Here is a 23,816-nt window from a genome sequence, read left to right as displayed (position 1 = left end):
CTTGCCTGGTGGGCCCCGGCCAGTCCAAACTTCGGAACTCTCTCAACCCCTTTGGCGACGGCATGCGGATTCTGATCATCGGCGGGACGAAGTTCCTCGGCCGCCACCTGGTGGACGCGGCGGTGCTGCGCGGACACCACGTTACGCTCTTCAACCGCGGCGAGACCGCGCCGGAGCTGTTCCCGGAGCTGGAGCAGATCCGCGGCGACCGCGAGCGCGACCTGGCCCTTCTGGAAGGCCGCGCGTGGGACGCGGTGATCGACACCTGCGGCTACGAGCCCGAGGTGGTGGAGCGGTCCGTGCGGGCGCTGGCGGGCTCCGCAGGGCAGTACGTGTTCATCTCCACCGCCTCCGTGTACGCGGACCCCACCCCGCCCGGCGCGGACGAGACGGCGCCCCTGGAGCCGCTGCCGCCCGGCGAGCGGGACGACGAGAACCGCGGCGCGTGGTACGGGCCGCAGAAGGCGCTGTGCGAGCGCGTGGTGCTGGAAGGCTTTCCGGACCGCGCCCTCATCGTGCGGGCGGGGGTGCTGGTGGGCCCGCACGATCCCACCGACCGGCTTCGCTACTGGATCCGGCGCACGCGGCGGGGCGGCTCCATGCTGGCCCCCGGCTCCCCGGACCGCGCGCTGCAGCTGATCGACGCGCGCGACCTGGCGGAGTGGATCGTGCGCTGCGTGGAGGGCGGCGTGTCGGGCATCTACAACGCCTGCGGCCCGCACGACCGGTTGACGATGGGCGTGCTGCTGGACGCCATCGCCGCGGCGACCAGCGGGAGCGCGAAGCCCGTGTGGGTGCCGGAGGAGTTCCTGCTGCGGCAGGGGGTGGAGCCCTGGTCCGAGCTGCCGCTGTGGCTGCCGGAAGCGGACAACGGGCTGATGGAGATCGACCTGCGCCGCGCGTTCCACGCGGGCCTGCGCATCCGCCTGCTGTACGAAACCCTGCGCGACGCGGACGACCGCGGCGACGAAGCGCCGGAGCCCGACATCCTCCCCAGCGGCTCGCCGGCCTCCGTCACGCTGACGGCGGAGCGCGAAGCCGAAATCCTGGCGGCGTGGCAGGCGGCGGCATCCGCCGGCTCTCCTGAACGGGACGTATAGCTCGATGTGGACCCGGCTTGGGCGCGCGGCGCGCATCGTCCCCATCCTGCTGGTGCTGGCGTGCGGGCGCACGCAGGAGCGGGCGGCGCCGCGCGCGGACGCCGCCCGGCCGCTGGGCCCGGCGGGGATGCCCGCGGACTCGTTCCCCGCGCCGTCGCGGCCGGTGGCCTCCATCGTCACCGACACGTGGAGCAGCGAGTCCGCGCGCGACACCGCCCGCGAGGCCCGGCGGGTGATGGACCTGCTGCAGGTGCGCCCCGGCATGACCGTCGCCGACGTGGGCGCGGGGAGCGGCTACTACACGGTGCGCCTGTCGCCGCGGGTGGGGCCGCGCGGGCGGGTGATCGCGCAGGACATCATGCCGCGCTACCTGGAGCGGCTGGGCGCCCGCGTCCGCCGCGACTCGCTGCGCAACGTCACCCTCGCGCTGGGCCAGCCGCACGACCCGCGGCTGGCCCCCGCCTCCGCCGACCTGGTGCTGCTGGTGCACATGTATCACGAAGTAGAGCAGCCGTACGCGTTCCTGTTCAACCTGCGCCCGGCGCTGCGCCCCGGCGGCCGCGTCGCCGTGGTGGACCTGGACCGGCCGACGAACCGCCACGGCACCCCCGTCCCCCTGCTGCGCTGCGAGCTGGCGGCGGCCGGGTACGAGCCCGCGGGGTTCCACGACCTGGGCGGCGGATCGGGCTACCTGGCCGTCTTTCGCCCCACGGCGGGCCCCGCGCCGCGCCCCGGCGCCATCCGCCCCTGCCCCGCCCCGGCGGACACGGCGCGCGCGGGACGGAAGCCGTGAGCGAGCGTCCCCCGCACCACGGTCCGGACGGCAGGTACCGCATCCCCTGGCCGCTGGAAGTGGCGGACGAACGCAACGCGGGCGGCGTCCTGCGCTGGCAGCGGGAGCGGATGCGGCAGACGCTGCCGCCCAATCCCCGGCCCGCCGACCTCCCGCTCGTCCCCGGCGACGTGGCGCGGCCGCGCGCGGAAGCCGGCGAGGTGCGCATCACCTGGATCGGGCACTCCAGCTTCCTGCTGCAGCTGGGCGGCGCCAACGTGCTGCTGGACCCGCACTTCGGCACGCGCGCGTCGCCCCTTCGCTTCCTGGGGCCCAAGCGCTTCGTGCCGCCCGGCCTGGCGCTGGATGCGCTGCCGCCGATCGACGCCGTGCTGCTGTCGCACGACCACTACGACCACCTGGACGCGTGGAGCGTGCGCCAGCTTCACCGCCGTTTCGGGGATGCGGTCCGGTGGATCGGGCCGCTGGGGCACGCGGCGTGGCTGCGGGCCTCGGGGATCCGCAACGTGGCGGACGTGGACTGGTGGGACGAGGTGTCGATCGAAGGGGCGGACGGGCCGCTGGCCATCACCTGCGCGCCCGCCCAGCACTGGACGCGCCGCCGCCTGCGCGAGTACAACGACCGCCTGTGGGGATCGTTCGCGCTGCGGACGGCCGGCGGACGCCGCGTCTACTTTGGCGGCGACAGCGGATACTTTCGCGGCTACACGGAGATCGGGGAGCGGCTGGGGCCCTTCGACGCGGTGCTGATGCCGATCGGCGCGTACGAGCCGCGCTGGTTCATGGCGCCGGCGCACATGAACCCCGAAGAGGCGGTGCGCGCCTACCGCGAGATGGGCTCCCGCGGCGCCTTCGTCCCCATGCACTGGGGCACCTTTCGCCTGACGGACGAGGACCCGCTGGAACCCCCCGTCCGTCTGCGCCAGGCCTGGACCGACGCCGCCCTGCCGCCGGAAGACCTCCACGTCCTGCGGCACGGCGAGACCCGGATCATCTCCTAGCCCGGATCGATCGATCTCACACGGAGTCCGCAGTTCATTGTGCACCCAAACTTCTACTGCCGTCTCACGGAAGGCACGGAGAGCACGGAGGAGAAACCTGTCCTCTTGTCTTCTCCATGTCCTCGGTGTGACGCCGAATCCGGGAAACAACACCTTCATGCGTACGGAGGAACAGAGTCAGACAGAGGAACCAGGCCGATATTTCAGCTCGCTTTCTCTGTCTGACTCTGTTCCTCTGTACGATTATTCTTTTTCAGGATCTGGTCTGAGGATGAGACTGCCTGTGGGAATGCACGATCGGGCCGAAAATCTGGTATCATACCAGACCCGCAAAAAGAGTGGTTGCTCACGCAAACGAAGCAGAGGAAGCGGCATGGTTTCCTCTGCTCCCTCTGCTCCCTCTGCGTGACACCATTCTTTTGCCGGAGCTGGTCACACGGAGTCCGCGGAGCCGGCACGAGAAAACTCCGTTGACTCCGTGTGAGGCCAATCTGTCCTTGAGCTCAGGCGGAATCCGACGCCACGCCGGAGTGCACCGGGTTGCTGGGATTCGGCGAGCCCGGGCTGGCGCCCTGCGACTGCCCCATCCCCGCCGCGGCGCTGTCGGCCGAGGTGCCGGGCCCGGAGGGCGCGGATGGGTTCACCGTCCCCTTGGGCGGCAGCGTGCTGGGCACGTCCGTGCCCGCGGCGGCCGAGTCGGCGCCGGTGGCTTCCTGGTTGGCCTCGTCGGGAACGTTGTGCTCGCCGGCGCCGTCGCACGCGGAAAGCGCGAGCGCGGCGGCAAGGAACGCGGCGGAAAGCAGTCGCGGGCTGGGCATCGTCGGGTCGTCGTGGGTCCGGGTTCGGTGGATTGCTGACGCGCGAGGCATCAGCATCCGCCGTACCATCATCCGCCGGGACGCATCCCGCGCTCTCCATCCTGTCCCGAAACGCGCCCGAAACACTTGCGTACGGGACTGCGACGTTCCATCGTTTCAGGTCCGTACTCCCGCGCACGGCGCCCGCCGGCCAGCGCACGCCTCCTCATCCACCGCCGCACGCGCCACCGCGGCCCACCGCGCAGCCATGACCAGGCACGTTCCGCCCACCGACCGCGAGCTGTTCGAGATCGAGTCCCTTGCCTGCGACGCCACGCCCGGGCCGTGGGAGCCGCAGGTGGTGCTGGACTACGTCACCGGCGAAACCGCCCGCGTGGTGGTGCACGGACAGGCGGACGAAATGCGGTACGTGGTGGAGCGCGAGCACGAGATGGGCGAGGCGGACCAGGCGTACATCGCGGCCATGCACCCCGACGCGGCGCTGCGGCTGGTGCGCGAGATCCGGCGGCTGCGGCGGGTGGAAGAGCGGTACGACACGCTGTGCGCCGTGCTGCAGCACCTGAACGCGTTCCTGGAGCGGCGCGGGCTGGTGGCGCAGGCGCAGCGGTTCGTCGAGGTGCGCGCGCAGCTGGAGCGCATTCACCCCGACGGCATCGACGCCGCGGCCGAGACGCCCGGGGCGCGCCGCCCGGCCGCGGCTTCGCGGGTCTGATCGTCGTGGGGCGCCGGGTGGCGCCCCTTTTCACAGGTATCCAGTCACCCGCGGCCGGGCGGAGTCCCCCGGCGGAACCGAACGCGGCATGCACACCATGGCAACGCGCCAGATCCGGCTTCCCGACCGCTTCTACCTTCCGCGCCTGGACAGCCAGGGGCGCGAAGTCCACGACATCATGCCGTGGGACGGCGCGGTGAGCTACGCCACCGACGGCGAGCGGGTGGGCATTCAGTACGCCGACGGCCGCCTGGTGTGGCTGGGCGACGCCGCGCCCGCGGAGGACGGCGCGGAGCATCCCAGCTTTGCCGAGGACTTCGAAGGGGTGAACCTGGACGCGCTGGTCTCGGGGCTGCGCGCGTACATGGACCGCCACCCCATCCTCAAGTCCGTGTGGCACGACGACCTCGCCGAGTTGGACTCGCTGCGCGGCCACGGGCCGCCCGCGGACCAGCAGCAGGCGTCCTGAACGAGCGCCTTCGTCGTCGGATGCACTGGAGGGGCGGCCCCGCGGCGGGGCCGCCCCTCGTTCGTTCCGGCTTCCCGCGAATGCGTCCGGATTTCGCACAGTGTCGCGAAGGCAGACGCAGAAACCGTCCGTCACAACGGCGCCAATCATTCGCAAGTCCATGCCGTGCAACTGCTTTACAAAAATCACGCAGTGAGCACCGGGCTTGCCTGACGTGGGGTGCACCTACGGACGGAGAAAGCCATTATGATCGCGACTTCTCAGATGCTGACGGCGAGTGTACAGGCGCGTTCCGCGTTCCTGCATGCCTCGGGGCACCCCGCACTGCGGCAGACGCTGGACGCGGACGAGCTGGTGCAGGCCATCAACCACCTGCTCGCCGCGCGCCCCGAATGCAACGGGCTTGCCTTCGAGGCCGGGCGGCTGGCCCCCGCCCAGCCCGACAGCGACGGCTGCAACTGGCGCCCGGAGGGGCTGCGGCTCAAGGTAGAGCGCGGTCCCAGCACGCGCGCGCTGGCCGGCGTCCGCCAGGCGGTGGATCTCGCCCGCCTGTGCTACTACCTCACCGACCCCCAGATGGGCGGCTGACCCGCGGCTGGAACAGCGCGAAGCCCCGCAAACGACGCGGGGCCAGGCGTCCCCACCCGCGCGCGTCTGCCATTCCGAGGCCCGGCCACTCCAAACCCTGAATCTCGCGCGAGTGGCCGCAGGGCCGAGGAATCTGCCGTCGGATGCCGTGAGGGCAGTCGCGGCAGCCCCCGCGTGATTCCGCGGCCACGCCACCGCCAGACAGGGAGATGAGAGGCCGACGCTGTCATTCCGAGGCCCGGCCACTCCACACTCTGAACCTCGCGCGAGTGGCCGCAGGGCCGAGGAATCTATCGTCGGATGCCATGAGGGCGGTCGCGGCAGCCCAGCGCGATCCCGCGGCCACGCCACCGCCAGACAGGGAGATGAGAGGCCGACGCTGTCATTCCGAGGCCCGGCCACTCCACACTCTGAACCTCGCGCGAGTGGCCGCAGGGCCGAGGAATCTATCGTCGGATGCCGTGAGGGCAGTCGCGGCAGCCCCGCGTGATTCCGCGGCCACGCCACCGCCAGACAAAGCCACATGCAGTAGAAGCGGGCCGGACGATCGAAATCGTCCGGCCCGCTTTCGTATCCTGCCGACGCCGCGGAGCGCCGACCCAGAGGCCTCGTCACGCGCCGTCGCAGCCGCGATCCCGGTGCGGGCTACCGCGTCCAGGTTCGAGCAGGCCGACGGTAGATTCCTCGGCCCTGCAACCCTCCGCGCATTCCGATGGTGCAGTGTGGGCGGGCCTCGGAATGACAGATCGTGCTTCAGAAGCCTTTCCAATCCTGAAGGTCACCCAGGGCCTGACTTCCTGAGGGAGCGCACCACGTGCAGCCAGAGGCCGCACAACAGATTGCGCGCGACCGAAGGACCTACGATCGGCCCGCAAGGGGCCCGCTTCACGACGTGGAGCCGGCCCCTCAGTTATGCCGGCGAGATCCTTCGGCCGGCGCCAATCTCCCATCATACGAACAGGATGCGGAGCGGCGCCTCCCTCAGGAAGTCAAATCGAGGGTGTAAGTGGCAACCCGTCAGACCGTGACGATCTCCGTCCGGGGGCCGCCGTGGCCGTCCGCGCCCACGGCGCGGGCGATGGCGCGGGCGATCTTGGCGCCGCCCTGCACCGACGGCTCGATGGGGTTGGCGTAGTCCGCCGGCTCGCTGCACACCAGGCGCAGCTCGATCACCTGCAGCCCGGCGGCGACTGCGGCGCGCAGGATGGCGTCGTTGAACACCGTGAGCGCCGTCGCCGCCAGCCGCTGCATCCGCGCGTCGGGAAAGTTTCCTTCGTAGATGGTGCACACCGTCAGCGGCAGGTCCCGGCTCCGCAGCTCGCGCAGCACCTCCCCGTACCGCCCGGCGAACGCGTCGCGCACGTCCGCCAGCATCCCCAGCGCGTCCCCCGCCGACGAGGTGCGGCGGTCCAGGATGTCGACGTTCATCAGCGCGTCGTTCCCCCCCAGGCTCAGCACCAGGTGCGTCGCGTCGTTGGGAATGCGCTTGTACTGGATGGGCATGCTGTGCGTCGTCGCCCCGTCGATGGCGGAGAGCGTCGCCTGCCACCCCTCCGGCAGCCCGCCGCGCAGGTGCGTGACCACGTCCGGCCCGCCGGCCACGTACGCCGCGTTGTCGAAGATGCTGTCGCCAAGAAGAACCACGTGGGGCATGATGGATGTCCGTCGCCTGGTTTCGCCGTGTGGAATTGAGCGGACGAGGTGCAAACGATGGTCCGATGCGTGGCACACACCTCCATCCCGGGCGGGTGAACCCGCGGCTGGAAAAGCGGAAAGCCCCGCAAACGGCGCGGGGCTTCACGATCGGATACCACGTTCCGTCCCCGGCTCACGAACGTCTCGGCTGCAGTCCGCGCAGGCGGACTTTGCGTTTTTCCAGCGGCGAATTCATTCGCTCCCGGGCTGTGCAGGATGGAATCGCCAGTTGCGGGAGCACGCGCGGTCTCACAAATTATGGCCCGTGCTGTTCGGCATTCATCCTTCACATGCGAGAGCACCATGAAGAAGCTCAGGCTCCAGATCGAGCAGTTGCGGGTGGACTCGTTCTCGACCGCCGCCGAGGCGCCAATCGCAGGGACCGTACGTGGACACTGCCCCACGATGCAGGAGTCCGGGTGCGCCACGCACGAGTACACTTGCGCCGGCAGCTGCGGAAGCTGCGTGTGGAGCTGCCAGCACAGCTGCATGCAATACAGTTGCGGCACGTGCGACTTCAAGCTTTGCACAGGTGGAGTGGACTGCCCCACGAACATTGGGTGCGGCGGGGGTGGGGGCGGCGGGGGCGGAAGCGGCCCGGGTACGGGGTGCGAGGCACAGCCCTACTGACGACGGGATGCGAAAAGAGGACGCGGTCCATGGCCGCGTCCTCTCCTTCCCCGCCTCTCCCGCGTGACTTGCCTTCCTCTATCGAGCCCAGTTCTTCAGCGCCTCGCGGGTGGCGCGGTAGCCTTCCTCGAGGAAGTACTGGGTGCGGGTGAAGTCCCACGCGCCCAGGTGGCCGATGCGGGGGCGCACCAGCGTCACGGGGCGGTCCTTCCACGCTTCCAGGTTGCGCTGCCGCTGCCCCGCGATGTTCATCGTCAGCACGCGGTCGTGGATGGCGATCATCCCGCGGTCGAAGTAGTCGGCGGCGGGGGGCTGGATCTCCGACCCCACGTCCACCGCAATCACCCGCTCCGCCCCCCACGCGAACGCCTGGTCCACCGGCAGCACGTTCAGCACGCCCCCGTCCACCAGGAAGTCGCCGTCCAGCCGCAGCGGCGGATAGTAGATGGGGATGGCGCACGAGGCGTACACCGCGTCCACCGGGTCCACGTCCTCGCGCACGCCCGTGCCGAACCACGCCTCGCCGCACCCCACCAGCGACACCGCGTTGATGCGGATGGGAATGCGCGCCTCGGCGAAGGACTTGAGCGGCAGGTTGCGGCGAATCCAGCCGCGGTAGTGGTCGCCGCTGAACACCGCCTCCTCGCGCACGCCGCCCATGAACACCGCGCGGCGGTTGATCTGCACGATGTCCTCGCGCCGGAGCGCGCGGGCGATGTCGGCCAGCTCGCGCCACCCCATCCCCCCCGCCAGCGACGCGCCGATCAGCGAGCCGATGCTGCACGCCACGATGGCGTCGGGCACCACGCCGGCCTCTTCGAGCGCCTTCCACACCCCCACGTGCGCGGTGCCCTTCATTCCGCCGCCGCCCAGCACCAGCACGGTGCGCGGGCGAACGCCGGCGGACGGAGATTCGCTGGATTCGCTCACCGGGGACCGTGCGGAAGAGGGACGGCGGCCGGCGGCGCGGGCTGGCCGCATGGAACTTGCGACCCCCCCGTGCCTCGCACGCGCGGGTGTGCACAGGCTTGACGAGGCCGGGTGCCGAGCCTAGGTTGCCAGTTGATACGGAGAATCATTCTTGGTGATCCGACTGCCCGCTGCGGTGTACAGGGTGCGGGCACCAGACCGACGAAACGACGAACGCCGGCCGCACGCGCCGGATACCCCTCAGGAGACCGATAGATGGCCGAACCGCTGCTCAAGATCACCAACCTTCACGCCGAGATCGCCGAAGACGGGACGGAGATCCTGAAGGGCCTGGACCTGGAACTGAACGCGGGCGAGATCCACGCGATCATGGGGCCCAACGGGTCCGGCAAGAGCACGCTCAGCAAGGTGATCAGCGGGCACCCGGCCTACGAAGTGACCGACGGCGACATCCTGCTGCGCGGCGAGAGCGTGCTCGACATGCAGCCCGACGAGCGCGCGCGCGCCGGCGTGTTCCTGGCCTTCCAGTACCCGGTCGAGATCCCCGGCGTATCGGTCGCCAACTTCATGCGCACGGCGCTGAACGCCAAGCGCGGCGAAGAGGTCGACATCTTCGACTTCCAGGAAGAGCTGGAAGCCCGGATGGCCATGCTGGAGATGGACCCGGCGTTCGCCACCCGCTCCGTGAACGACGGCTTCAGCGGCGGCGAAAAGAAGCGCAACGAGATCCTTCAGCTGGCCATGCTGGAGCCCACGCTGGCGGTGATGGACGAGACCGACAGCGGCCTGGACATCGACGCCCTGAAGATCGTAACGGCGGGCATCAACAAGATCAAGTCCGAGCGGCCCGAGATGGCCGTGCTGCTGATTACGCACTACCAGCGCATGCTGAACTACATCACCCCCGACCGGGTGCACGTGATGGTGGACGGCCGCATCATCCGCTCCGGCGGCGCCGAGCTGGCGCTGGAGCTGGAGGAGCGCGGCTACGACTGGGTGAAGGAAGAAGTCGGGGCGTAAGGGAACTGAAGTACCAAGTGCCTAGTGTGGAGTGCCGGAGAATCGGCGCGAACGCCTTGGCACTGGGCACTGGGCACTAGGTACTTTTTGACTTTCAGGGAGGCACCATGCCTTACAACGAAGACGTAGCCGCACTCGGGCTCGACGAGTACAAGTACGGCTTTCGCGACGAAGAGGACTACATCTTCAAGAGCCGCAAGGGGCTCGACGAAGACATCGTCCGCATGATCAGCAAGCAGAAGGACGAGCCGGACTGGATGCTCCAGGTGCGGCTGAAGGCGCTGAAGCACGCGCAGGCGCGGCCGTGGCCCACCTGGGGCGGCGACCTGTCGAACCTGAACTTCGACGAGATCTACTTCTACATCCGCCCCAGCGAAAAGGTGGGGAAGACGTGGGACGAGGTCCCCGAGAACATCAAGAACACCTTCGAGCGGCTGGGCATTCCCGACCAGGAGCGCCGCATCCTGGCCGGCGTGGGCGCGCAGTACGAAAGCGAGGTCGTGTACCACTCGCTCAAGAAGGAGTGGGAGGAGCAGGGCGTCATCTTCAAGGGGATGGACGACGGCCTGCGCGACCACGAAGAGCTGGTGCGCGAGTACTTCGGCACGGTGGTGCCCTTTCGCGACAACCTGTTCGCGGCGGTCAACACGGCGGTGTGGTCGGGCGGATCGTTCGTCTACATCCCCAAGGGGGTGAAGCTCGACATGCCGCTGCAGGCGTACTTCCGCATCAACGCCGAGGCCATGGGGCAGTTCGAGCGCACCCTGATCATCGTCGAAGAGGGCGCGCAGGTGCAGTACATCGAGGGGTGCACGGCCCCTTCGTACAGCCAGGACAGCTTTCACTCGGGCGTCATCGAGATCGTCGTCAAGGACGACGCGCGGATGCGCTACACGACCATCCAGAACTGGTCGCACAACGTGTACAACCTGGTGACGCAGCGCGCCAAGGTAGGGCGCAACGGCACCATGGAGTGGGTGGACGGCAACCTGGGCAGCAAGCTGACGATGAAGTATCCCAGCTGCTACCTGATGGGCGAGGGCGCGCGCGGCGAGATCCTGTCCATCGCCTACGCGGGGAACGGCCAGCACCAGGACGCCGGCGGCAAGGTGATCCACGCGGCGCCGCACACGTCGTCGCGCATCGTCAGCAAGTCCATCAGCCGCGGCACGGGCCGCTCCAGCTACCGCGGGCTGCTGCACGTGCAGCCGGGCGCGCACCACGCGCGCAGCAACGTGGAGTGCGACGCGCTGCTGCTGGACGAGGAGGCGCGGACGGACACCTATCCGTACATCAACATCGAGGACCAGCACGCGCAGATCGGCCACGAGGCCACGGTCAGCAAGATCGGCGACGAGCAGCTGTTCTACCTGATGTCGCGCGGGCTGAGCGAGGACGCGGCGGCCACCATGGTGGTGCGCGGCTTCATCGAGCCCATCGCCAAGGAGCTGCCGCTGGAGTACGCGGTGGAGCTGAACCGGCTGATCGAGCTGGAGATGGAAGGCAGCGTAGGGTAACGGCAGGAACTGAAGGGAATAGGGAACAGGGAATAGGGAATAGCAAGACAAGGACGACTGCACGACAGCCTGCCGACGCGGGCGCAGTTCGCCGGCTATCCCCTATTACCTATTCCCTCGAGGCAGCGACGAAACTCTGACGGATAAACGACCAGTGTCCGATACATCGACCGCCATCACCCCCGCCGACGTGGGGCTGTTCACCCGCGACCAGGTGGAGATCCTTACGGCGCGCAAGCTGGAGGCGGACTGGCTGCGCGACGGGCGCATGCACGCCCACGCGGTGTTCGCCGCCACGCCCCTGCCCACCACGCGGCTCGAAGACTGGCGCTACACCGACATCAAGAAGCTGCTGAAGCTGGACGCGTTCTCGTTCGCGGACGAGCGGGGGCCGGCGGACGCGGCGGCGCTGCCGGCCGGGCTGCGCGCGCGCATGGACGAGGCGGGCGAGTCGTCCGCGCGGATGGTGCAGGTGGACGCGTCCGTGGTGCTGCGCGAGCTGCCGGAGTCGCTGGCGGCGCAGGGGGTGATCTTCAGCTCGCTCGAAGCGGCGGCGCGCGAGCACCCGGAGCTGGTGCAGAAGCACTTCGGCACGGCCATCACCCCCGACGACGGCAAGTTCGCGGCGCTCAGCTCGGCCTTCTGGACCGGCGGCGCGTTTCTCTACGTTCCGAAGGACGTGCAGGTGGAGGTGCCGTTCCGCGTCTACCGCTGGATCAGCGAGGGCGGCACGGCGGCGCTGGGACGCGTGCTGGTGGTGGCGGAGCAGGGCGCGCGGGTGGCGGTGGTGGAGGAGCTGGGTTCCGACGACCTTGGCAAGACGGCGCTCTCGGTGGGCGCGGCCGAGATCTTTGCCGACGAAGGCGCGGTGGTGATCTACACGCAGGTGCAGCGGTACGGGCGCGGCGTGGTGCACCTTGCCACCGACCGGCTGGTGGCGGGGCGCGACGCAAAGATCACCACGCTGTACACCACCTTTGGCGGCGACGTCTCGCGCGCGGACGTGCAGTGCCGCATGCAGGCGCCGGGAAGCCACGTCGACATGCTGGGGCTGTACATCGCCGACGGCACGCAGCACTTCGACAACCAGACGCTGCAGGACCACCTGGCCCCGCACGCCAGCAGCAACCTTCTCTTCAAGGGCGCGCTGAACGACAAGGGGCGCTCGGTGTTCCGCGGGCTCATCCGCGTGCACCCCAGGGCGCAGCGCACGGACGCGTACCAGACCAACCGCAACCTGATCCTGAGCGACGGGGCGCGCGCGGACTCGCTTCCCAACCTGGAGATCCAGGCCGACGACGTGCGCTGCTCGCACGCGGCCACGGTGGGGCAGCTGGACGAAGAAGAGGTGTTCTACCTGCTCAGCCGCGGCATTCCCAAGAAGGAGGCGGTGCGGCTGGTGGTGTTCGGCTTCTTTGGCGAGGTGCTGGAGCAGCTGCCGCTGGAAGGCGTGAAGCAGGAGCTTCTGCGCGTGGTGGAGCGCAAGCTGGCGCCGCAGGGCTGACGTTGGCGTGGGTAAAGGCCGCCTCCGTCGCGGAGCTTCCGGACGGAAACGCGGTGCTGGGGGTGGAGGCGGCGGGGAGGCGGGTGGCGCTGGCGCGGGTGGACGGCGAGGTGTACGCATTCGCCGACAACTGCTCGCACCGCGACTTTCCGCTCAGCGTGGGCGAGGTGGACGCCGCGTCGTGCACGGTCACCTGCGAGTGGCATGGCGCGGCGTTCGACCTGCGCACCGGCGAGCCCACCTGCCCCCCCGCCTTTCGCCCCATCGCCGTCTACCCCGCCAAGGTGGAGGACGGCGCGGTATGGATCGAGGTTTCCTGATCCACCGGAATCCGGTTTCTCCAGGCGCGAAGCCGGCCCTGCGCCCGGTTTCGCGCTTTCTTTTCTGATGGACATCGCCATGAGCAGCCTGAGCCTTTCCGAAGCGCCCGCCGCCACTCCGCTGGACGTGGAGCGCATCCGCCAGGACTTTCCCATCCTGCGCGAGACGACGAACGGAAAGCCGATCGTCTACCTGGACAACGCGGCCAGCACGCAGAAGCCGCGGGCGGTGATCGACGCCATCAGCGGGCACTACGAGCGCAACAACGCCAACGTGCACCGCGGCATCCACGAGCTCAGCAACCGCGCCACGGACGCGTACGACGCGGCGCGGGGGCAGGTGGCGGCGCTGCTGGGGATCACCGACACGGCGGAGCTGGTCTGGACCCGGGGGACCACTGAGGGGCTGAACCTGGTGGCGTGGGCCTGGGGGATGGCCAACCTGCGCCCGGGCGACGAGATCCTGCTGTCGGTGATGGAGCACCACAGCAACCTGGTGCCCTGGCAGCTGGCGGCGCAGCGGTCCGGCGCACGGCTGCGCTTCCTGGAGATCGATGACCAGGGGCGGCTGGACCTGTCGATGCTGGACCACCTGCTGACGGAGCGCACGAAGGTGGTCTCGCTCTCGCACGTGTCCAACGCGCTGGGAACGGTGAACCCCATCCGCGAGATCGCGGCAAAGGCAAAGGCGGCGGGGGCGCTGATGGTGGTGGACGGCGCGCAGTCCGCGCCGCACCTGCCGGTAGACGTGCCCTCGCTGGGGGCGGACTTCTACGCGTTCAGCGGCCACAAGATGTGCGGGCCCACGGGCATCGGCGGACTGTGGGGGCGGCGCGAGGTGCTCGAGGCCATGCCCCCCTTTCACGGCGGCGGCGACATGATCGAGTGGGTGGACCTGGAATCGTCCACCTACGCGCCGATCCCGGCAAAGTTCGAGGCGGGAACGCCCAACGTGGCGGGCGCCGTCGGCCTGGGGGCCGCGGCGGACTACCTGGCCGGGCTGGGGCGCGAGGCCATCCTGGCGCACGAGCGGGCGCTGGTGGCGTACGCGGTGGAGCGCCTGGGCGAGATCGAGGACCTCACCATCCTGGGCCCGCGCAGCCTGGAGGAGCGGTCGGGCGTCGTGAGCTTTACGCTGGCCGACATCCATCCGCACGACCTGGCCACCATCCTGGACAGCGAGGGCGTGGCCATCCGCGCCGGCCACCACTGCACCCAGCCGCTTATGAAGTGCCTGGGCGTGGGCAGCACCGCGCGCGCCTCGTTCTACCTGTACAACACGCCGGCCGAGGTGGACACGCTGGTGGATGCGCTGCACAAGGCGCGCGGGCTGTTCGGGTACTGAACGGCAGGGAACAGGGGACAGGGGACAGCCTGCCAAATACGACGGAGGATGGGCACGGTGGATGATCGGCAGGTGATCGAGGTCGCGCCGGGCTACACCGCCACCATCCAGCGGCGGGAACGCTGGTGGATCGGATGGATGGACGAGGTTGGCGGGGTAAATTCGCAGGGAGCGACGCGCGAGGAGTTGATCGACAACCTGGGCTCTGCCCTGCACGAAGCACTGGAGATGAAATGACGGAGCGGTCTGCGCTGGACTCGGTTTACCAGGAGCTGATCCTGAAGCACTACCGCAGCTCCAAGTTCCGGGGCGAGCTGGAGGCGCCGGACGCGGTGGTGCCCATGCGCAACCCGGTCTGCGGCGACGACATCCTGCTGCAGGTGCAGGTGCGCGAGGGAAAGATCGAGGCCATCCGCTTCAGCGGCCACGGCTGCGCCATCTCGCAGGCGGCCGCGTCGATGATGAGCGAGCACGCGGTGGGCAAGTCGTGGGACGAGGTGCACGCCATCTCCGCGCGCTTTCGCGACATGATCCACGGCGACGAGACAGCCGCGCGCGACAAGGCGCTCGGCGACATGCGCGCGCTCTCCGGTGTGGCCAAGCTACCCCGCCGCGTGAAGTGCGCCATGCTGGGCTGGGACGCGCTGGAAGAGGCGGAGAAGAAGATCACCGCCGAATAGCGCGACGCGGCTCCTCCATCGAACGAAAAGAATCACCCTCCTCCGGCACGCGCCGGGGAGGGTTTTCTTTGTTCTGGCGTCTTCTGGTGCTCACCGGGACAGAACCGGGGCACGATGGGCGTTCCGTACAGCGCGATTAACGCTGGAGCCGGTCCAGGCCGGTGCGGCGGGAGTGGGCGGTCTCGGGGGACGGTGAAGCCTGGGAGACCGAGATGACGCTCGTCTTCACGCGTGAATGAAGGCGGCGGCAGCGGGTGGACGTCCGGCGCACCACGCCGGCGTCCCCCGCCCGTCCACCCTGCCTCCCGTATCCTCCGGTCTCCAGCGTCCGCGTCACGCTGAACCTGCCCATTCGCTTGGCTGCGGGCGCTCCGCCGGCCTCCCTCGCAACTGCACCGTCAGCACTGACGATTAGAACACCTCGCGGAGCGGCGGTCTTCTAGCGTCTGGTTAGATACAAGCCGCACGTCACAATCCCGACGGTGCGCCACAAATCGCCGCAGACCGCGATGGTTCGCGGCCTCTTCTACTATGTTTGGAGAGAATCAACAGCACTTCACCCAGACGGCCTCAATCATGGACGAGCAGGACAAATCACCGACTTCGGAAGATTTCGAGCAGACGCCTTGGCAATCGGTCTTGGAAACGGTGGCCGCATCAAAGGACTATGAGTATGCCAACGCATTCCACCAAGCGGCGGAGGACTCAGAGAAGAGCAGTGACGCCCGCGCGGAAGGGGTATACCGATTGCTCGCGGATCTCTGCTCGTTTGTCCTCCATCCAGAGCATCCACGACAGCCGTTCCGCTCAACTCAAGTGGGGGCGTTTCGCACGTCCGACCCAGAAGGGATCAGCTCAGCGGCGGTATCCGCCCTAGGCATCGTCGCCCCAACCGTCCCTGATCCGTGGCTTCGTGCACGGATGGCGGATTTCGTTTGGACCTTTGGGCGCAACCATCAGATGGCCCGCTTGGCGATCGAATCCTATATCGAGATCGCGAAGGATATAGCGGGGGCCGAGCGTTGGCCTTCCCGGATGCACCCGATCGAACGAGCCGTGGAGATTGCCCGGCAGCTCGGGCCCAAAGGCGGTGCGGTCGAGGAAGTCACCGACTTTGTGGACAGCGTGCTGAGTCAAGTCGCCGCGAGCCCCGGAATGCTTGCCCATGCGCTCCTCACGCTCGCTGTGAAGCACCGCCTTGGTGATCCCTTGGCCCAGTACGTTATGGCCTCCGACATTGCGAATAATGCAGAACGTGAAAACAATTGGGATCAAGCTGAGCGGTACTGGCAACTTGCAGAAGATTTCGCGGGGATGGCCAACGACCCGGATAAGCGGAGTGATGCACTCGGTCGCCAAGGCGATTGCTACCTCAAGCGCGCGAAAGAAATCGCAGACCTGCCGCACATAGGAAAACTGCGGGCTGTGAAGTACCTGGAGCGTGCCGTCGAAGCCTTCAGGCGTGCCAGAATGCCAGAACGCAGCGAAGAAGTCCAGCGCCTCATGCTAGAGTATCAGCGCGCTATTCCTGGCGAACTCATCCCCATGAGATCGAGCATACCAATTGGTGATGCAGTCCAAGCTGCACGCGATGCTGTAAGCGGGAAACCCCTTGAGGAGGCGCTGCTGGCGCTCGCGCTTCTTATGCCCGTTCCTGAATACTCACAACTTCGGCATCAGGCAGAGAAGAACGTAGACAGGTTCGTGTTCAGGCGACTCTTTCCCGCGGAGCAGTTGAACGCCCAAGGAAGGGTGGTCGGGCGTGAAGAAGCGCTAAACCCGTCGACGCCGGATGGGCGCGAGGCAGCGATCCAAGTAGATATGGCTAAGGCAGCCACCAATCAGAATCGCATTCTCGCGCAGGCCGTGGTGATTCCCGCACTCAACCAGATCTCAGAGGAGCACTTGGTGCGCACTGAGCATTTCTTCTGGTTGGTGTCGAACAACCCACTGGTTCCCGCCGGGAGAGAGTGGCTCTACGCTCAAGCATTCCAAGCCGCTTTCGAAGGTGACATAGCAAAAGCGACCCACATCCTGGTACTGCAAGTCGAGCACTCGATCCGCGAGTTGCTGGACAGAAAAGAGGTTCTCGTCACGAGCCTGAAGGATGGGATCCAGATGGAGCGAGGTCTCAACCAGCTGCTCTATCGGCGGGAATTACGGGAGGTACTGGGTGATGATTTCGTGTTCGGCCTGCAGTGCCTGCTGATCGATAAGTTCGGGTCCGACCTGCGCAATCGGGTTGCGCATGGGTTGATGGACTCCGCCGCATTCAATGATCCGGAATGCTTCTACTGCTGGTGGTTCTGTTTCCGACTGGTCTGCGAACCGATTCTCGCGACGCTCCAGGACGCGTACGTTCCGAACGCGCCGGAAGACGCAGAAGTGAAATCAGAGGGCGACGACTCAGCCTAAATACGTGCTGTCGGGGGTGATTGACCGGATCTCATGAAGAATCGCCCGGCGGAGACGCGAGCTCCGCCGGGCCGATGTCATCCATCCGCGACTTTGTGGAAAGCACGCTTGACACAGTGACGGAGGTACTTTACTGTATGTCTGTGCTACTTGTCTCACCTGATCTTTCCGAGAGAGCCACGATGATCCCCGAGAACCTGTTCTTGAAGAAATACGCGATCCTCTTCGCCAAGGCGATGCTGAGCCTGGGCGCGCTGCTCGGCGCACAGCTGATCGCAGAGCCGTACGTGCCGCGGCCGGTGCTGCGGACCATCCTGCTGCCGCTGGTGGTGGTGGTAACCGTCTACTTTTTGTGGGGCATCTGGCGGCTGCTGCGCACGCACATCAAGTCCGACGAGATGGACGAGCGCATCTGGACCCGCGGAATGTTCTACGCCCACAGCGCCAGCATCGTGCTCGCCGGCCTGTACGGGGTGCTGGAATTGACGGCCGGGCTGCCGCGCCTGAGCGGGGGCACGGTGTCGATGGCGCTGGTGGTGATCGGCTTTGTGAGCGTGGTCCTGGTGCAGCGGCGGTACGCGTGAAGAACCGCCTGCGCGTGCTGCGCGCCGAGCAGCGGTGGTCGCAGGCGGACCTGGCGGAGCGGCTGGGCGTCTCGCGGCAGACCGTGAACGCCATCGAGACCGAGAAGTACGACCCCAGCCTTCCGCTGGCCTTCAAGATCGCGCGCCTCTTCACCATGCGGATCGAGGAGATCTTCGAGGACGAAGAGGCGGCGGGCTGACCCCCGATCCGGCGCATGCCGTGACCCAACTCCGACGACACTGTCATTCCGAACGGGTGTTGCCAAACCTCCCAGCGTGATTGACTTCCTGAGGGAGGCGCCGCCCCGTAACTCGCTTGTACACTGCACCCTGGCGCCGACCGAAGGATCTAGCCAGCAGAACGGCGGGGCTGGTCCCGTGCCCTGCTCTGGCCCCTGCGCCATCGAGACGAGATCCTTCGGTCGCGCGCAGGCGGTTGTGTGGAATCGGGTTACACGTGGCGCGCTCCCTCAGGAAGTCATCGCTTCTTCGTGAGGTTAGGGGTTTAGCAACACCCTCCGAGGGAGGCGCCGCGCGGTACTCTCCTTTCGCCCCGGAGCAGTGGCGCCGACCGAAGAATCTTTACGCTGGACGGCAGGATCTCTCCGTCACGGTGGGTTCCCGGGCGATGCCCGGAGGAGGGGCTCCGCGCGAGAGGAGGGAGATTCTTCGGTCGCGCCAACGGGCTCCGTGGCTTTCCCGGACGCTCGGGGTGGGCGCTCCCTCAGAATGACAGGTGGTGCCGCGGGCTCGGTAAAAACAAAGCCCCGCCCGAAGTTCTCGGGCGGGGCTTCGTGCGTTCCGTGCGTATGCGCTAGCGGCGGGTGATGCGGCGCGGGTCGCCGCCGCGCTCGATGCGGTCGGCAAGCTCCAGCAGCGCGGCGAACGCCTCGGACGCCGGGGCGTCCAGGTCGCCGATCTCCAGCCGGTCCATGTCGCCCAGGCAGCGCTGCAGCGCATCCACGGCCTCGCGGATGGAGTTGGCGCGGGCGTCGCGGTCGTCCGTGCCCTCGACGGGGATGGGGGCGCTCTTGGCCCAGCCGCTGCGGGCGCGGCGGCGGCGGCGCACCTTGCTCTCGTAGAAGGTGCGCCCGGCCTCCGTCAGCAGCACGATGCCGTCGGAGCGGCGCACCAGCCCGCGGCCCTCCAGCGCACGCACCACCCGCCCGTCCAGGTCGTCGAACGGTACCGGCTCCTCGGAAAGGGCCAGCTGGCGCAGCATGTCTTCCTGCGTGGTGTTCACGCTGGTGCCGTCCGCCTCGGGCGCGGGCTCGGGGGCGGCGCTCTGCGGCTGCATGGGGTACGGATCGCGGAGCATGGGAGCGGGAGAGGGCGTCTGCCCCTTCTCCAGCGACTGCAGCGCGCGGCGGCCGTCGGGGGTGATGATGGAAAAGCCGCTCAGCCGCTTGATGTACCGGCGCAGCCCCAGCGTGCGCAGCGCGTCGGCGTCAAGGCGCGCCTCGGACACGGGCGCACCCTTCTGCGCCAGCTCCTTGAGCAGGGCGATCTCGGCGGGTGAAATCTCGTCGAACACGGATGGAATCTTTCGGGGATGCGAAAGCCGGGGGCACGAACCGGCGTTTCGTACGGAAACTTACATCCGTTGCGTCCAATGTGCCAGCACCCGCCCCGTCAGCGCGCGGGATGCGCATCCAGCGCGGCCTGTGCCGCCTGCCGCAGCACCGCCGCCGTGGCCGGATCGATCCGCACCTGCCGGTCCGTGGACGATCCCCGCGCGCGGACGGAGAACGCCGCCGGCATCTGCGCGGGCGCCCGCCCGTACAGCCGCCCCGCGATCACCAGCGCGGCCAGGTAGCTCCCCTCGGGCGTGGGATGCAGGCCGTCCGTGTACAGGTCCAGCGCCGGGTCCAGCTCCCACGCCCGCAGCCACGCCGTCGCCGCGGGAAGCAGCACGCCGTCCACGGCCTCGGCCGCCAGCGCGTACGACTCGATGGCGCGCGCAAAGTCGCCGCGCCGCGACGACGACGGCCATACGGAGAGCAGCGCCGGCCGCGCGCCCTGCTCGCGGATCAGCGCATTGAAGCGGCCCGCGTAGTCCAGCAGCAGCACGCGGCTTTCCGGCAGCGACGACGGGCCCTGCTGCAGCACCACCACGTCCCAGCAGGCGCCGCGGATGGCCTGGGCAGCGCGCCCGTCCTGCCAGTGCTGCTCCAGCCCGTAGTCCGGCAGCGTGACGTCGTCCACCAGCGGCGGCGCCTCGCCCGCCGAGTCCGCCAGCGAGCGCAGCATGTACGGCAGCGCATTGGTGTACGTCAGGCTGTTGCCGATGAACAGGATGCGCATGGGCCCGCCCGCATCGTCCGTGCAGCCGGCGACCGCCCCGGTCCCCGTCCCGCCTCCGCGGCAGGCCAGCACCGCCATCAATCCCACGCACGCCGCCATGATGCGCATCATCATCCCCTGATTCCGTGTCCATCCAGGTCCCGCTGATGGAACGCGGACCTGGCGGAAATGCTGACGTGAGGGTGACGAGCGGCCGTGGGCGGGGACGAACGGGGGGATGAGCGGGGACGAGCGGTCATCCAACGACACCCGGCCCGCCTTGCCGTGGACAGAGCTCAGCCCCGCCCCGGCGGTCCGTGAAACCGCGGGATTGTGGGCGGGGAGTTGCTGATCCCTGTTTTGTAGCAGTGAGAAAAGGACTTGCGCAATCTGCGCCGCATGCGCGACATTCGTTCACGGCCCGGGCGCTCCCCCTCCCACCCAGCCCCGGTCTCTTCCGCGCTCGACATTCCGTCCCGTGTTCACCACCCGCCGCGGGTGGAACTCCTTCAGAAACGGCAAACCCGCCGAAAGACGGGGACGCAAAGCTACGAGGCTACCGCGGGCAGCGCCCGCCACGCCAGTCGAGCCGCCGATGAGAGCGATCGTCCCATGCACTTCATCAACCGGCTGTTCGGGCGTCACCCCGCCGAGAGAACGGACCCGGACCTCACCCCCGCGCACAACCCGTTCGACGCCACGTACCTGGCGATGGCGAGCGCGCTCACCTTTGGGTTGGAGGAGCGGAACGCCAGCCTGCGGTTCGTGGAGCACTGCAGCCGCGTCGCCGACCTGGCCGGCCACGTCGCCGCCGAGCTGGGCGTGCAGGCAGATGCCCGCGACCTGCTGGGCGCCGCGGCCCGGCTGCACGAGATCGGCATGATCTCCGTTCCGGCCGGGATCCTGGAAGCGCCGACGCGGCTCGATCCCGCGGACCGGGCACTCATCCGCGAGCACGCGGCGGTCGGCGCAAAGATCGTGAGGGCCACGCACTCCGAGCGGACGGCGCGGCTCATCGAGCACCAGTACACCGACTTCGCGCGGCTCCAGCAGGTGTTTCCCGACGACGTGGACCTGCTGCTCGCCGGGATCCTGCGCGCGGCGGACGTGTTCGACGCGGTCACCCATCCGCGCCCGTACCAGGACCGGCTGCGCTCCACGCACCGCGAGCGCATCCTCGTACAGGGCAGTGGCAGCCGCTTTCACCCGCGCGCGGTCGAGGTGCTTCTGCACATGGAGGCATAGCACGCGACCGCTCCGCACGGAGCCGAACCGCGGAACCGGCTCCGTCCACTCCATGTGAGGGCCGTTTCCAGTGGATGGTGGGATTGCCGGACGGTCCTCGGAGACGTATGCTCCGGCGCCCAGTCCGAATGAAAGCTCATCCATCCGCGGGACCCATGAAGCGCTTTGCCGCCTACGATCCGCCCGAGTACCACAACTGGACCGCCGATCCCGCGCTGGTAAAGGCCTGCCGCGAGTGCATCACCGCCAACCCGCGGCGCGAAGAAGTGATCCGCGGGCTGGGGCAGGAGCAGCTGCTGGACCTGTACGCCGGCCTGCTGCGCAACCGCCTGCACGACATCATGCTCAAGCGGTGGGTCAAGAGCGGCATCATCAGCAAGGCGTGGCTGGGCGTGGGGGAAGAGGCCACCACCATCGGCCCCGTGCACGCGCTGCGGCGCAAGCCCGGGCCGGACCGCGACGTGGTGGCGCCCATGATCCGCAACTCGGGCGCCTGCCACGAGATGGGGATGCCGGTGGCCGACATCTTCCGCAGCTACCTGGGCACGGCCGACGGCCCCAGCAAGGGACGCGACCTGCACGTGGGCGACCTGGGCTACGGCGTGCTGCCGCCCATCAGCCACGTGGGCGACGTGGTGCCGGTCATCAGCGGAATCGCGCTCTCGTTCAAGCAGCGGGGCGAGGACCGCGTGGGCATCACCTGGATCGGCGACGGCTCCACCAAGACGGCGGCGTTCCACGAGGGGATCAACTTTGCGGCGGTGCTGCGGCTGCCCGTGATCTTCATCATCCAGAACAACCAGGTGGCGCTGGGCACGCGCCTGTCGCAGCACGCGGCGGGCTCGTTCGAAGACTGGCCGGCCATGTACGGCGTGGCGGGCGGCACCTTCGACGGCAACAACGTGCTGGACGCGTACGCGGCCACGAAGCTTGCCGCGGACCACGCGCGCGCCGGCAACGGGCCCACGCTGCTGATCGCCGAGACCTTCCGCATGGGCGGCCACGCCACGCACGACGAGCGCGAGGCGCGCAGCATGTTCGACGCGGAACTGTTCGCCGGCTGGGGGCGCCGCGACCCCGTGGGGCTGTACGAGGCGTGGCTGGAGGAAGAGGGGATCGGGCGCGAGGTGATGGAGGAGATCGAGGCCCGCGTGAGCGCCGAGGTGGAGGCCGCCGCCGAGGAAGCCATTGCGAGCCGCGAAAACGCCATGCCCCGCCCCGAATCCGCCGTCGAGGACGTGTACGCGTGAGCCGGCCGGCGCCGCTGCACGGCAGGCGCAACGCCGCGGCGCCGGGCTACATCGTCGTCTTCGTGGATGGCACCGAGCCCGACGCGGTGGCGGACGCGCTTGCCGCGGAGCACGGCTTCGCCCCGAAGCACGTGTTCCGCAACGCGCTGCTGGGCTTTGCGGCGGAGCTTTCGGATGACGCGCTGGACGCCGTCCGCCGCCACCCCGCCGTGAAGTACGTGGAGCACGACGCGACGGTGCGGACGATGTAGCCCTCATCCGCTCCTGACCTCCCGCCGTAGATCGAGCCGGGTGAGATTGCGGTATCGCGAAGGGCCGGCCCGTCGTCGGCCGGCCCGCCCCGGGCGGTTGAAACCGCGGCTGGAAAGGCACGAAGTCCGCCTCCGCGGACTCGGCGGCCCGGGCGCGTGCGGCGTTCCACACCTGCGCGTCCGCACCCCTCTGAGTCTGTCATTCCGAGGCCCGGCCACGCTGCAGTCGAGGAATGCCCCGGTGGTCGCAGGGCCGAGGAATCTAGCCTCGGATGCCTGGAGCCCGGACGCGGCAGCCCGCACCGGTGCCGCGGCAACCCAACCGCCAGACAAAGCCGGTCCCTCCGGCGGATGCGCGCGTCCGCCTCACGCTCTGTCCGGCGCTGTTGTAGCCGCAGCGGTTGCGCGGGCTGCCGCGTCGGGCCACTGCCGATCCGAGAGTAGATCCTTCGGCCCTGCGACCGGCGGCGCGAGCGGAAGGTGCGGAGTGGCCGGGCCTCAGGATGACAGCGCCATTTGGCGATTGAACGCGCACGGTATGTCATTCCGAGGCCCGGCCACGCTGCAGTCGAGGAATGCCCCGGTGGTCGCAGGGCCGAGGAATCTAGCCTCGGATGCCTGGAGCCCGGACGCGGCAGCCCGCACCGGTGCCGCGGCAACCCAACC

The 23,816-nt window shown here is 68.6% G+C and carries 24 protein-coding genes and 1 riboswitch; of the genes, 19 read left to right on the top strand and 5 right to left on the bottom strand.

All coding sequences use genetic code 11. From position 1 onward, the window contains the following. Nucleotides 1-62 precede the first annotated feature (62 nt). Genes VGC13_RS02700 through VGC13_RS02690 form a run of 3 tightly spaced genes read left to right on the top strand, consistent with a single transcriptional unit; the run spans nucleotide 63 to nucleotide 2,894 of the window. Nucleotides 63-1,100 carry an SDR family oxidoreductase gene (locus tag VGC13_RS02700; protein ID WP_331123659.1) on the top strand — a complete coding sequence of 346 codons (1,038 nt, stop codon included), beginning with the start codon at nucleotides 63-65 and terminating at the stop codon, nucleotides 1,098-1,100. Between the two features lie 4 nt (nucleotides 1,101-1,104). Beyond that, the gene (locus tag VGC13_RS02695) at nucleotides 1,105-1,893 is read left to right on the top strand and encodes a class I SAM-dependent methyltransferase (RefSeq protein ID WP_331123658.1); all 789 of its coding nucleotides are present in this window, start codon (nucleotides 1,105-1,107) and stop codon (nucleotides 1,891-1,893) included. Beyond that, nucleotides 1,890-2,894, top strand: a complete 1,005-nt coding sequence (locus tag VGC13_RS02690) for an MBL fold metallo-hydrolase (RefSeq protein ID WP_331123657.1) — start codon at nucleotides 1,890-1,892, stop codon at nucleotides 2,892-2,894. The genes VGC13_RS02695 and VGC13_RS02690 overlap by 4 nt, the downstream gene beginning before the upstream one ends. 503 nt (nucleotides 2,895-3,397) lie before the next feature. On the opposite strand, the gene VGC13_RS02685 is transcribed toward VGC13_RS02690, so the two are convergent. Then, on the bottom strand, nucleotides 3,398-3,712 hold the full coding sequence (locus VGC13_RS02685) for a hypothetical protein (RefSeq protein ID WP_331123656.1): 315 nt from the start codon (nucleotides 3,710-3,712) through the stop codon (nucleotides 3,398-3,400). Nucleotides 3,713-3,959: 247 nt separating this feature from the next. Between VGC13_RS02685 and VGC13_RS02680 the strand changes: the two genes are divergently transcribed. The 3 genes from VGC13_RS02680 to VGC13_RS02670 all read left to right on the top strand — a co-directional run bounded on the left by VGC13_RS02680 (nucleotide 3,960) and on the right by VGC13_RS02670 (nucleotide 5,481). Continuing rightward, nucleotides 3,960-4,424, top strand: coding sequence for a hypothetical protein (locus VGC13_RS02680; RefSeq protein ID WP_331123655.1), 465 nt, complete (start codon nucleotides 3,960-3,962; stop codon nucleotides 4,422-4,424). 88 nt (nucleotides 4,425-4,512) lie between these two features. Next, nucleotides 4,513-4,893, top strand: a complete 381-nt coding sequence (locus VGC13_RS02675; RefSeq protein ID WP_331123654.1) for a hypothetical protein — start codon at nucleotides 4,513-4,515, stop codon at nucleotides 4,891-4,893. A 246-nt stretch (nucleotides 4,894-5,139) separates the two neighbouring features. Next, complete coding sequence (locus VGC13_RS02670; RefSeq protein ID WP_331123653.1) at nucleotides 5,140-5,481, top strand: hypothetical protein; 342 nt, start codon at nucleotides 5,140-5,142, stop codon at nucleotides 5,479-5,481. A 1,017-nt stretch (nucleotides 5,482-6,498) separates the two neighbouring features. Here VGC13_RS02670 and VGC13_RS02665 read toward each other — a convergent pair. Together VGC13_RS02665 and VGC13_RS02660 are read right to left on the bottom strand one after the other, a co-directional pair. After that, complete coding sequence (locus tag VGC13_RS02665) at nucleotides 6,499-7,134, bottom strand: SGNH/GDSL hydrolase family protein (RefSeq protein WP_331123652.1); 636 nt, start codon at nucleotides 7,132-7,134, stop codon at nucleotides 6,499-6,501. 750 nt (nucleotides 7,135-7,884) lie between these two features. After that, nucleotides 7,885-8,736, bottom strand: a complete 852-nt coding sequence (locus VGC13_RS02660; RefSeq protein WP_331123651.1) for a patatin-like phospholipase family protein — start codon at nucleotides 8,734-8,736, stop codon at nucleotides 7,885-7,887. Nucleotides 8,737-8,991: 255 nt separating this feature from the next. Between VGC13_RS02660 and sufC the strand changes: the two genes are divergently transcribed. The 10 genes from sufC (at nucleotide 8,992) to VGC13_RS02610 (ending at nucleotide 18,321) form a co-directional block, all read left to right on the top strand. After that, nucleotides 8,992-9,756 (top strand): Fe-S cluster assembly ATPase SufC, encoded by a 765-nt coding sequence (sufC, locus tag VGC13_RS02655; RefSeq protein WP_331123650.1) that lies wholly within the window; start codon nucleotides 8,992-8,994, stop codon nucleotides 9,754-9,756. A 107-nt stretch (nucleotides 9,757-9,863) separates the two neighbouring features. Then, on the top strand, nucleotides 9,864-11,273 hold the full coding sequence (sufB, locus tag VGC13_RS02650) for a Fe-S cluster assembly protein SufB (RefSeq protein WP_331123649.1): 1,410 nt from the start codon (nucleotides 9,864-9,866) through the stop codon (nucleotides 11,271-11,273). 154 nt (nucleotides 11,274-11,427) lie between these two features. Continuing rightward, entirely contained in the window at nucleotides 11,428-12,777 is a 1,350-nt protein-coding gene (gene sufD, locus VGC13_RS02645) for a Fe-S cluster assembly protein SufD (protein WP_331123648.1), read from the top strand. A gap of 2 nt (nucleotides 12,778-12,779) precedes the next feature. After that, a complete protein-coding gene (locus VGC13_RS02640) occupies nucleotides 12,780-13,097 on the top strand; it encodes a non-heme iron oxygenase ferredoxin subunit (RefSeq protein ID WP_331123647.1) in 318 nt (105 codons plus the stop codon). A 79-nt stretch (nucleotides 13,098-13,176) separates the two neighbouring features. After that, nucleotides 13,177-14,442: a cysteine desulfurase gene (locus VGC13_RS02635; protein ID WP_331123646.1), complete on the top strand. Its 1,266-nt coding sequence runs from the start codon at nucleotides 13,177-13,179 to the stop codon at nucleotides 14,440-14,442. Nucleotides 14,443-14,490: 48 nt separating this feature from the next. After that, complete coding sequence (locus VGC13_RS02630) at nucleotides 14,491-14,679, top strand: hypothetical protein (RefSeq protein ID WP_331123645.1); 189 nt, start codon at nucleotides 14,491-14,493, stop codon at nucleotides 14,677-14,679. Further along, entirely contained in the window at nucleotides 14,676-15,122 is a 447-nt protein-coding gene (sufU, locus tag VGC13_RS02625; protein WP_331123644.1) for a Fe-S cluster assembly sulfur transfer protein SufU, read from the top strand. Before VGC13_RS02630 ends, sufU begins: the two co-directional genes overlap by 4 nt. Before the next feature lie 576 nt (nucleotides 15,123-15,698). Further along, nucleotides 15,699-17,537 carry a DUF4209 domain-containing protein gene (locus tag VGC13_RS02620; RefSeq protein ID WP_331123643.1) on the top strand — a complete coding sequence of 613 codons (1,839 nt, stop codon included), beginning with the start codon at nucleotides 15,699-15,701 and terminating at the stop codon, nucleotides 17,535-17,537. Nucleotides 17,538-17,719: 182 nt separating this feature from the next. Beyond that, the gene (locus VGC13_RS02615) at nucleotides 17,720-18,121 is read left to right on the top strand and encodes a hypothetical protein (RefSeq protein WP_331123642.1); all 402 of its coding nucleotides are present in this window, start codon (nucleotides 17,720-17,722) and stop codon (nucleotides 18,119-18,121) included. Then, the gene (locus VGC13_RS02610; RefSeq protein ID WP_331123641.1) at nucleotides 18,118-18,321 is read left to right on the top strand and encodes a helix-turn-helix transcriptional regulator; all 204 of its coding nucleotides are present in this window, start codon (nucleotides 18,118-18,120) and stop codon (nucleotides 18,319-18,321) included. The genes VGC13_RS02615 and VGC13_RS02610 overlap by 4 nt, the downstream gene beginning before the upstream one ends. Nucleotides 18,322-18,935: 614 nt before the next feature. Here the strand turns inward: VGC13_RS02610 and VGC13_RS02605 are convergent. Together VGC13_RS02605 and VGC13_RS02600 are read right to left on the bottom strand one after the other, a co-directional pair. Continuing rightward, nucleotides 18,936-19,655 carry a hypothetical protein gene (locus VGC13_RS02605; RefSeq protein WP_331123640.1) on the bottom strand — a complete coding sequence of 240 codons (720 nt, stop codon included), beginning with the start codon at nucleotides 19,653-19,655 and terminating at the stop codon, nucleotides 18,936-18,938. A gap of 98 nt (nucleotides 19,656-19,753) precedes the next feature. Continuing rightward, nucleotides 19,754-20,539, bottom strand: coding sequence for an SGNH/GDSL hydrolase family protein (locus tag VGC13_RS02600; protein ID WP_331123639.1), 786 nt, complete (start codon nucleotides 20,537-20,539; stop codon nucleotides 19,754-19,756). A gap of 372 nt (nucleotides 20,540-20,911) precedes the next feature. Continuing rightward, a riboswitch (cyclic di-GMP riboswitch) is annotated at nucleotides 20,912-21,001 on the top strand. A gap of 15 nt (nucleotides 21,002-21,016) precedes the next feature. Between VGC13_RS02600 and VGC13_RS02595 the strand changes: the two genes are divergently transcribed. The 3 genes from VGC13_RS02595 to VGC13_RS02585 all read left to right on the top strand — a co-directional run bounded on the left by VGC13_RS02595 (nucleotide 21,017) and on the right by VGC13_RS02585 (nucleotide 23,150). After that, complete coding sequence (locus VGC13_RS02595) at nucleotides 21,017-21,649, top strand: HD-GYP domain-containing protein (RefSeq protein ID WP_331123638.1); 633 nt, start codon at nucleotides 21,017-21,019, stop codon at nucleotides 21,647-21,649. A 155-nt stretch (nucleotides 21,650-21,804) separates the two neighbouring features. Further along, entirely contained in the window at nucleotides 21,805-22,899 is a 1,095-nt protein-coding gene (locus VGC13_RS02590) for a thiamine pyrophosphate-dependent dehydrogenase E1 component subunit alpha (RefSeq protein ID WP_331123637.1), read from the top strand. Next, nucleotides 22,896-23,150 carry a protease inhibitor I9 family protein gene (locus VGC13_RS02585; RefSeq protein ID WP_331123636.1) on the top strand — a complete coding sequence of 85 codons (255 nt, stop codon included), beginning with the start codon at nucleotides 22,896-22,898 and terminating at the stop codon, nucleotides 23,148-23,150. Before VGC13_RS02590 ends, VGC13_RS02585 begins: the two co-directional genes overlap by 4 nt. Nucleotides 23,151-23,816: the final 666 nt, after the last annotated feature.

It is taken from the genome of Longimicrobium sp., from assembly GCF_036399255.1.
In the GTDB taxonomy this organism is placed as follows: domain Bacteria; phylum Gemmatimonadota; class Gemmatimonadetes; order Longimicrobiales; family Longimicrobiaceae; genus Longimicrobium.
The sequence above is the reverse complement of the archived record's forward strand: the minus strand, read 5'-3'. Positions and strand labels throughout refer to the sequence as shown.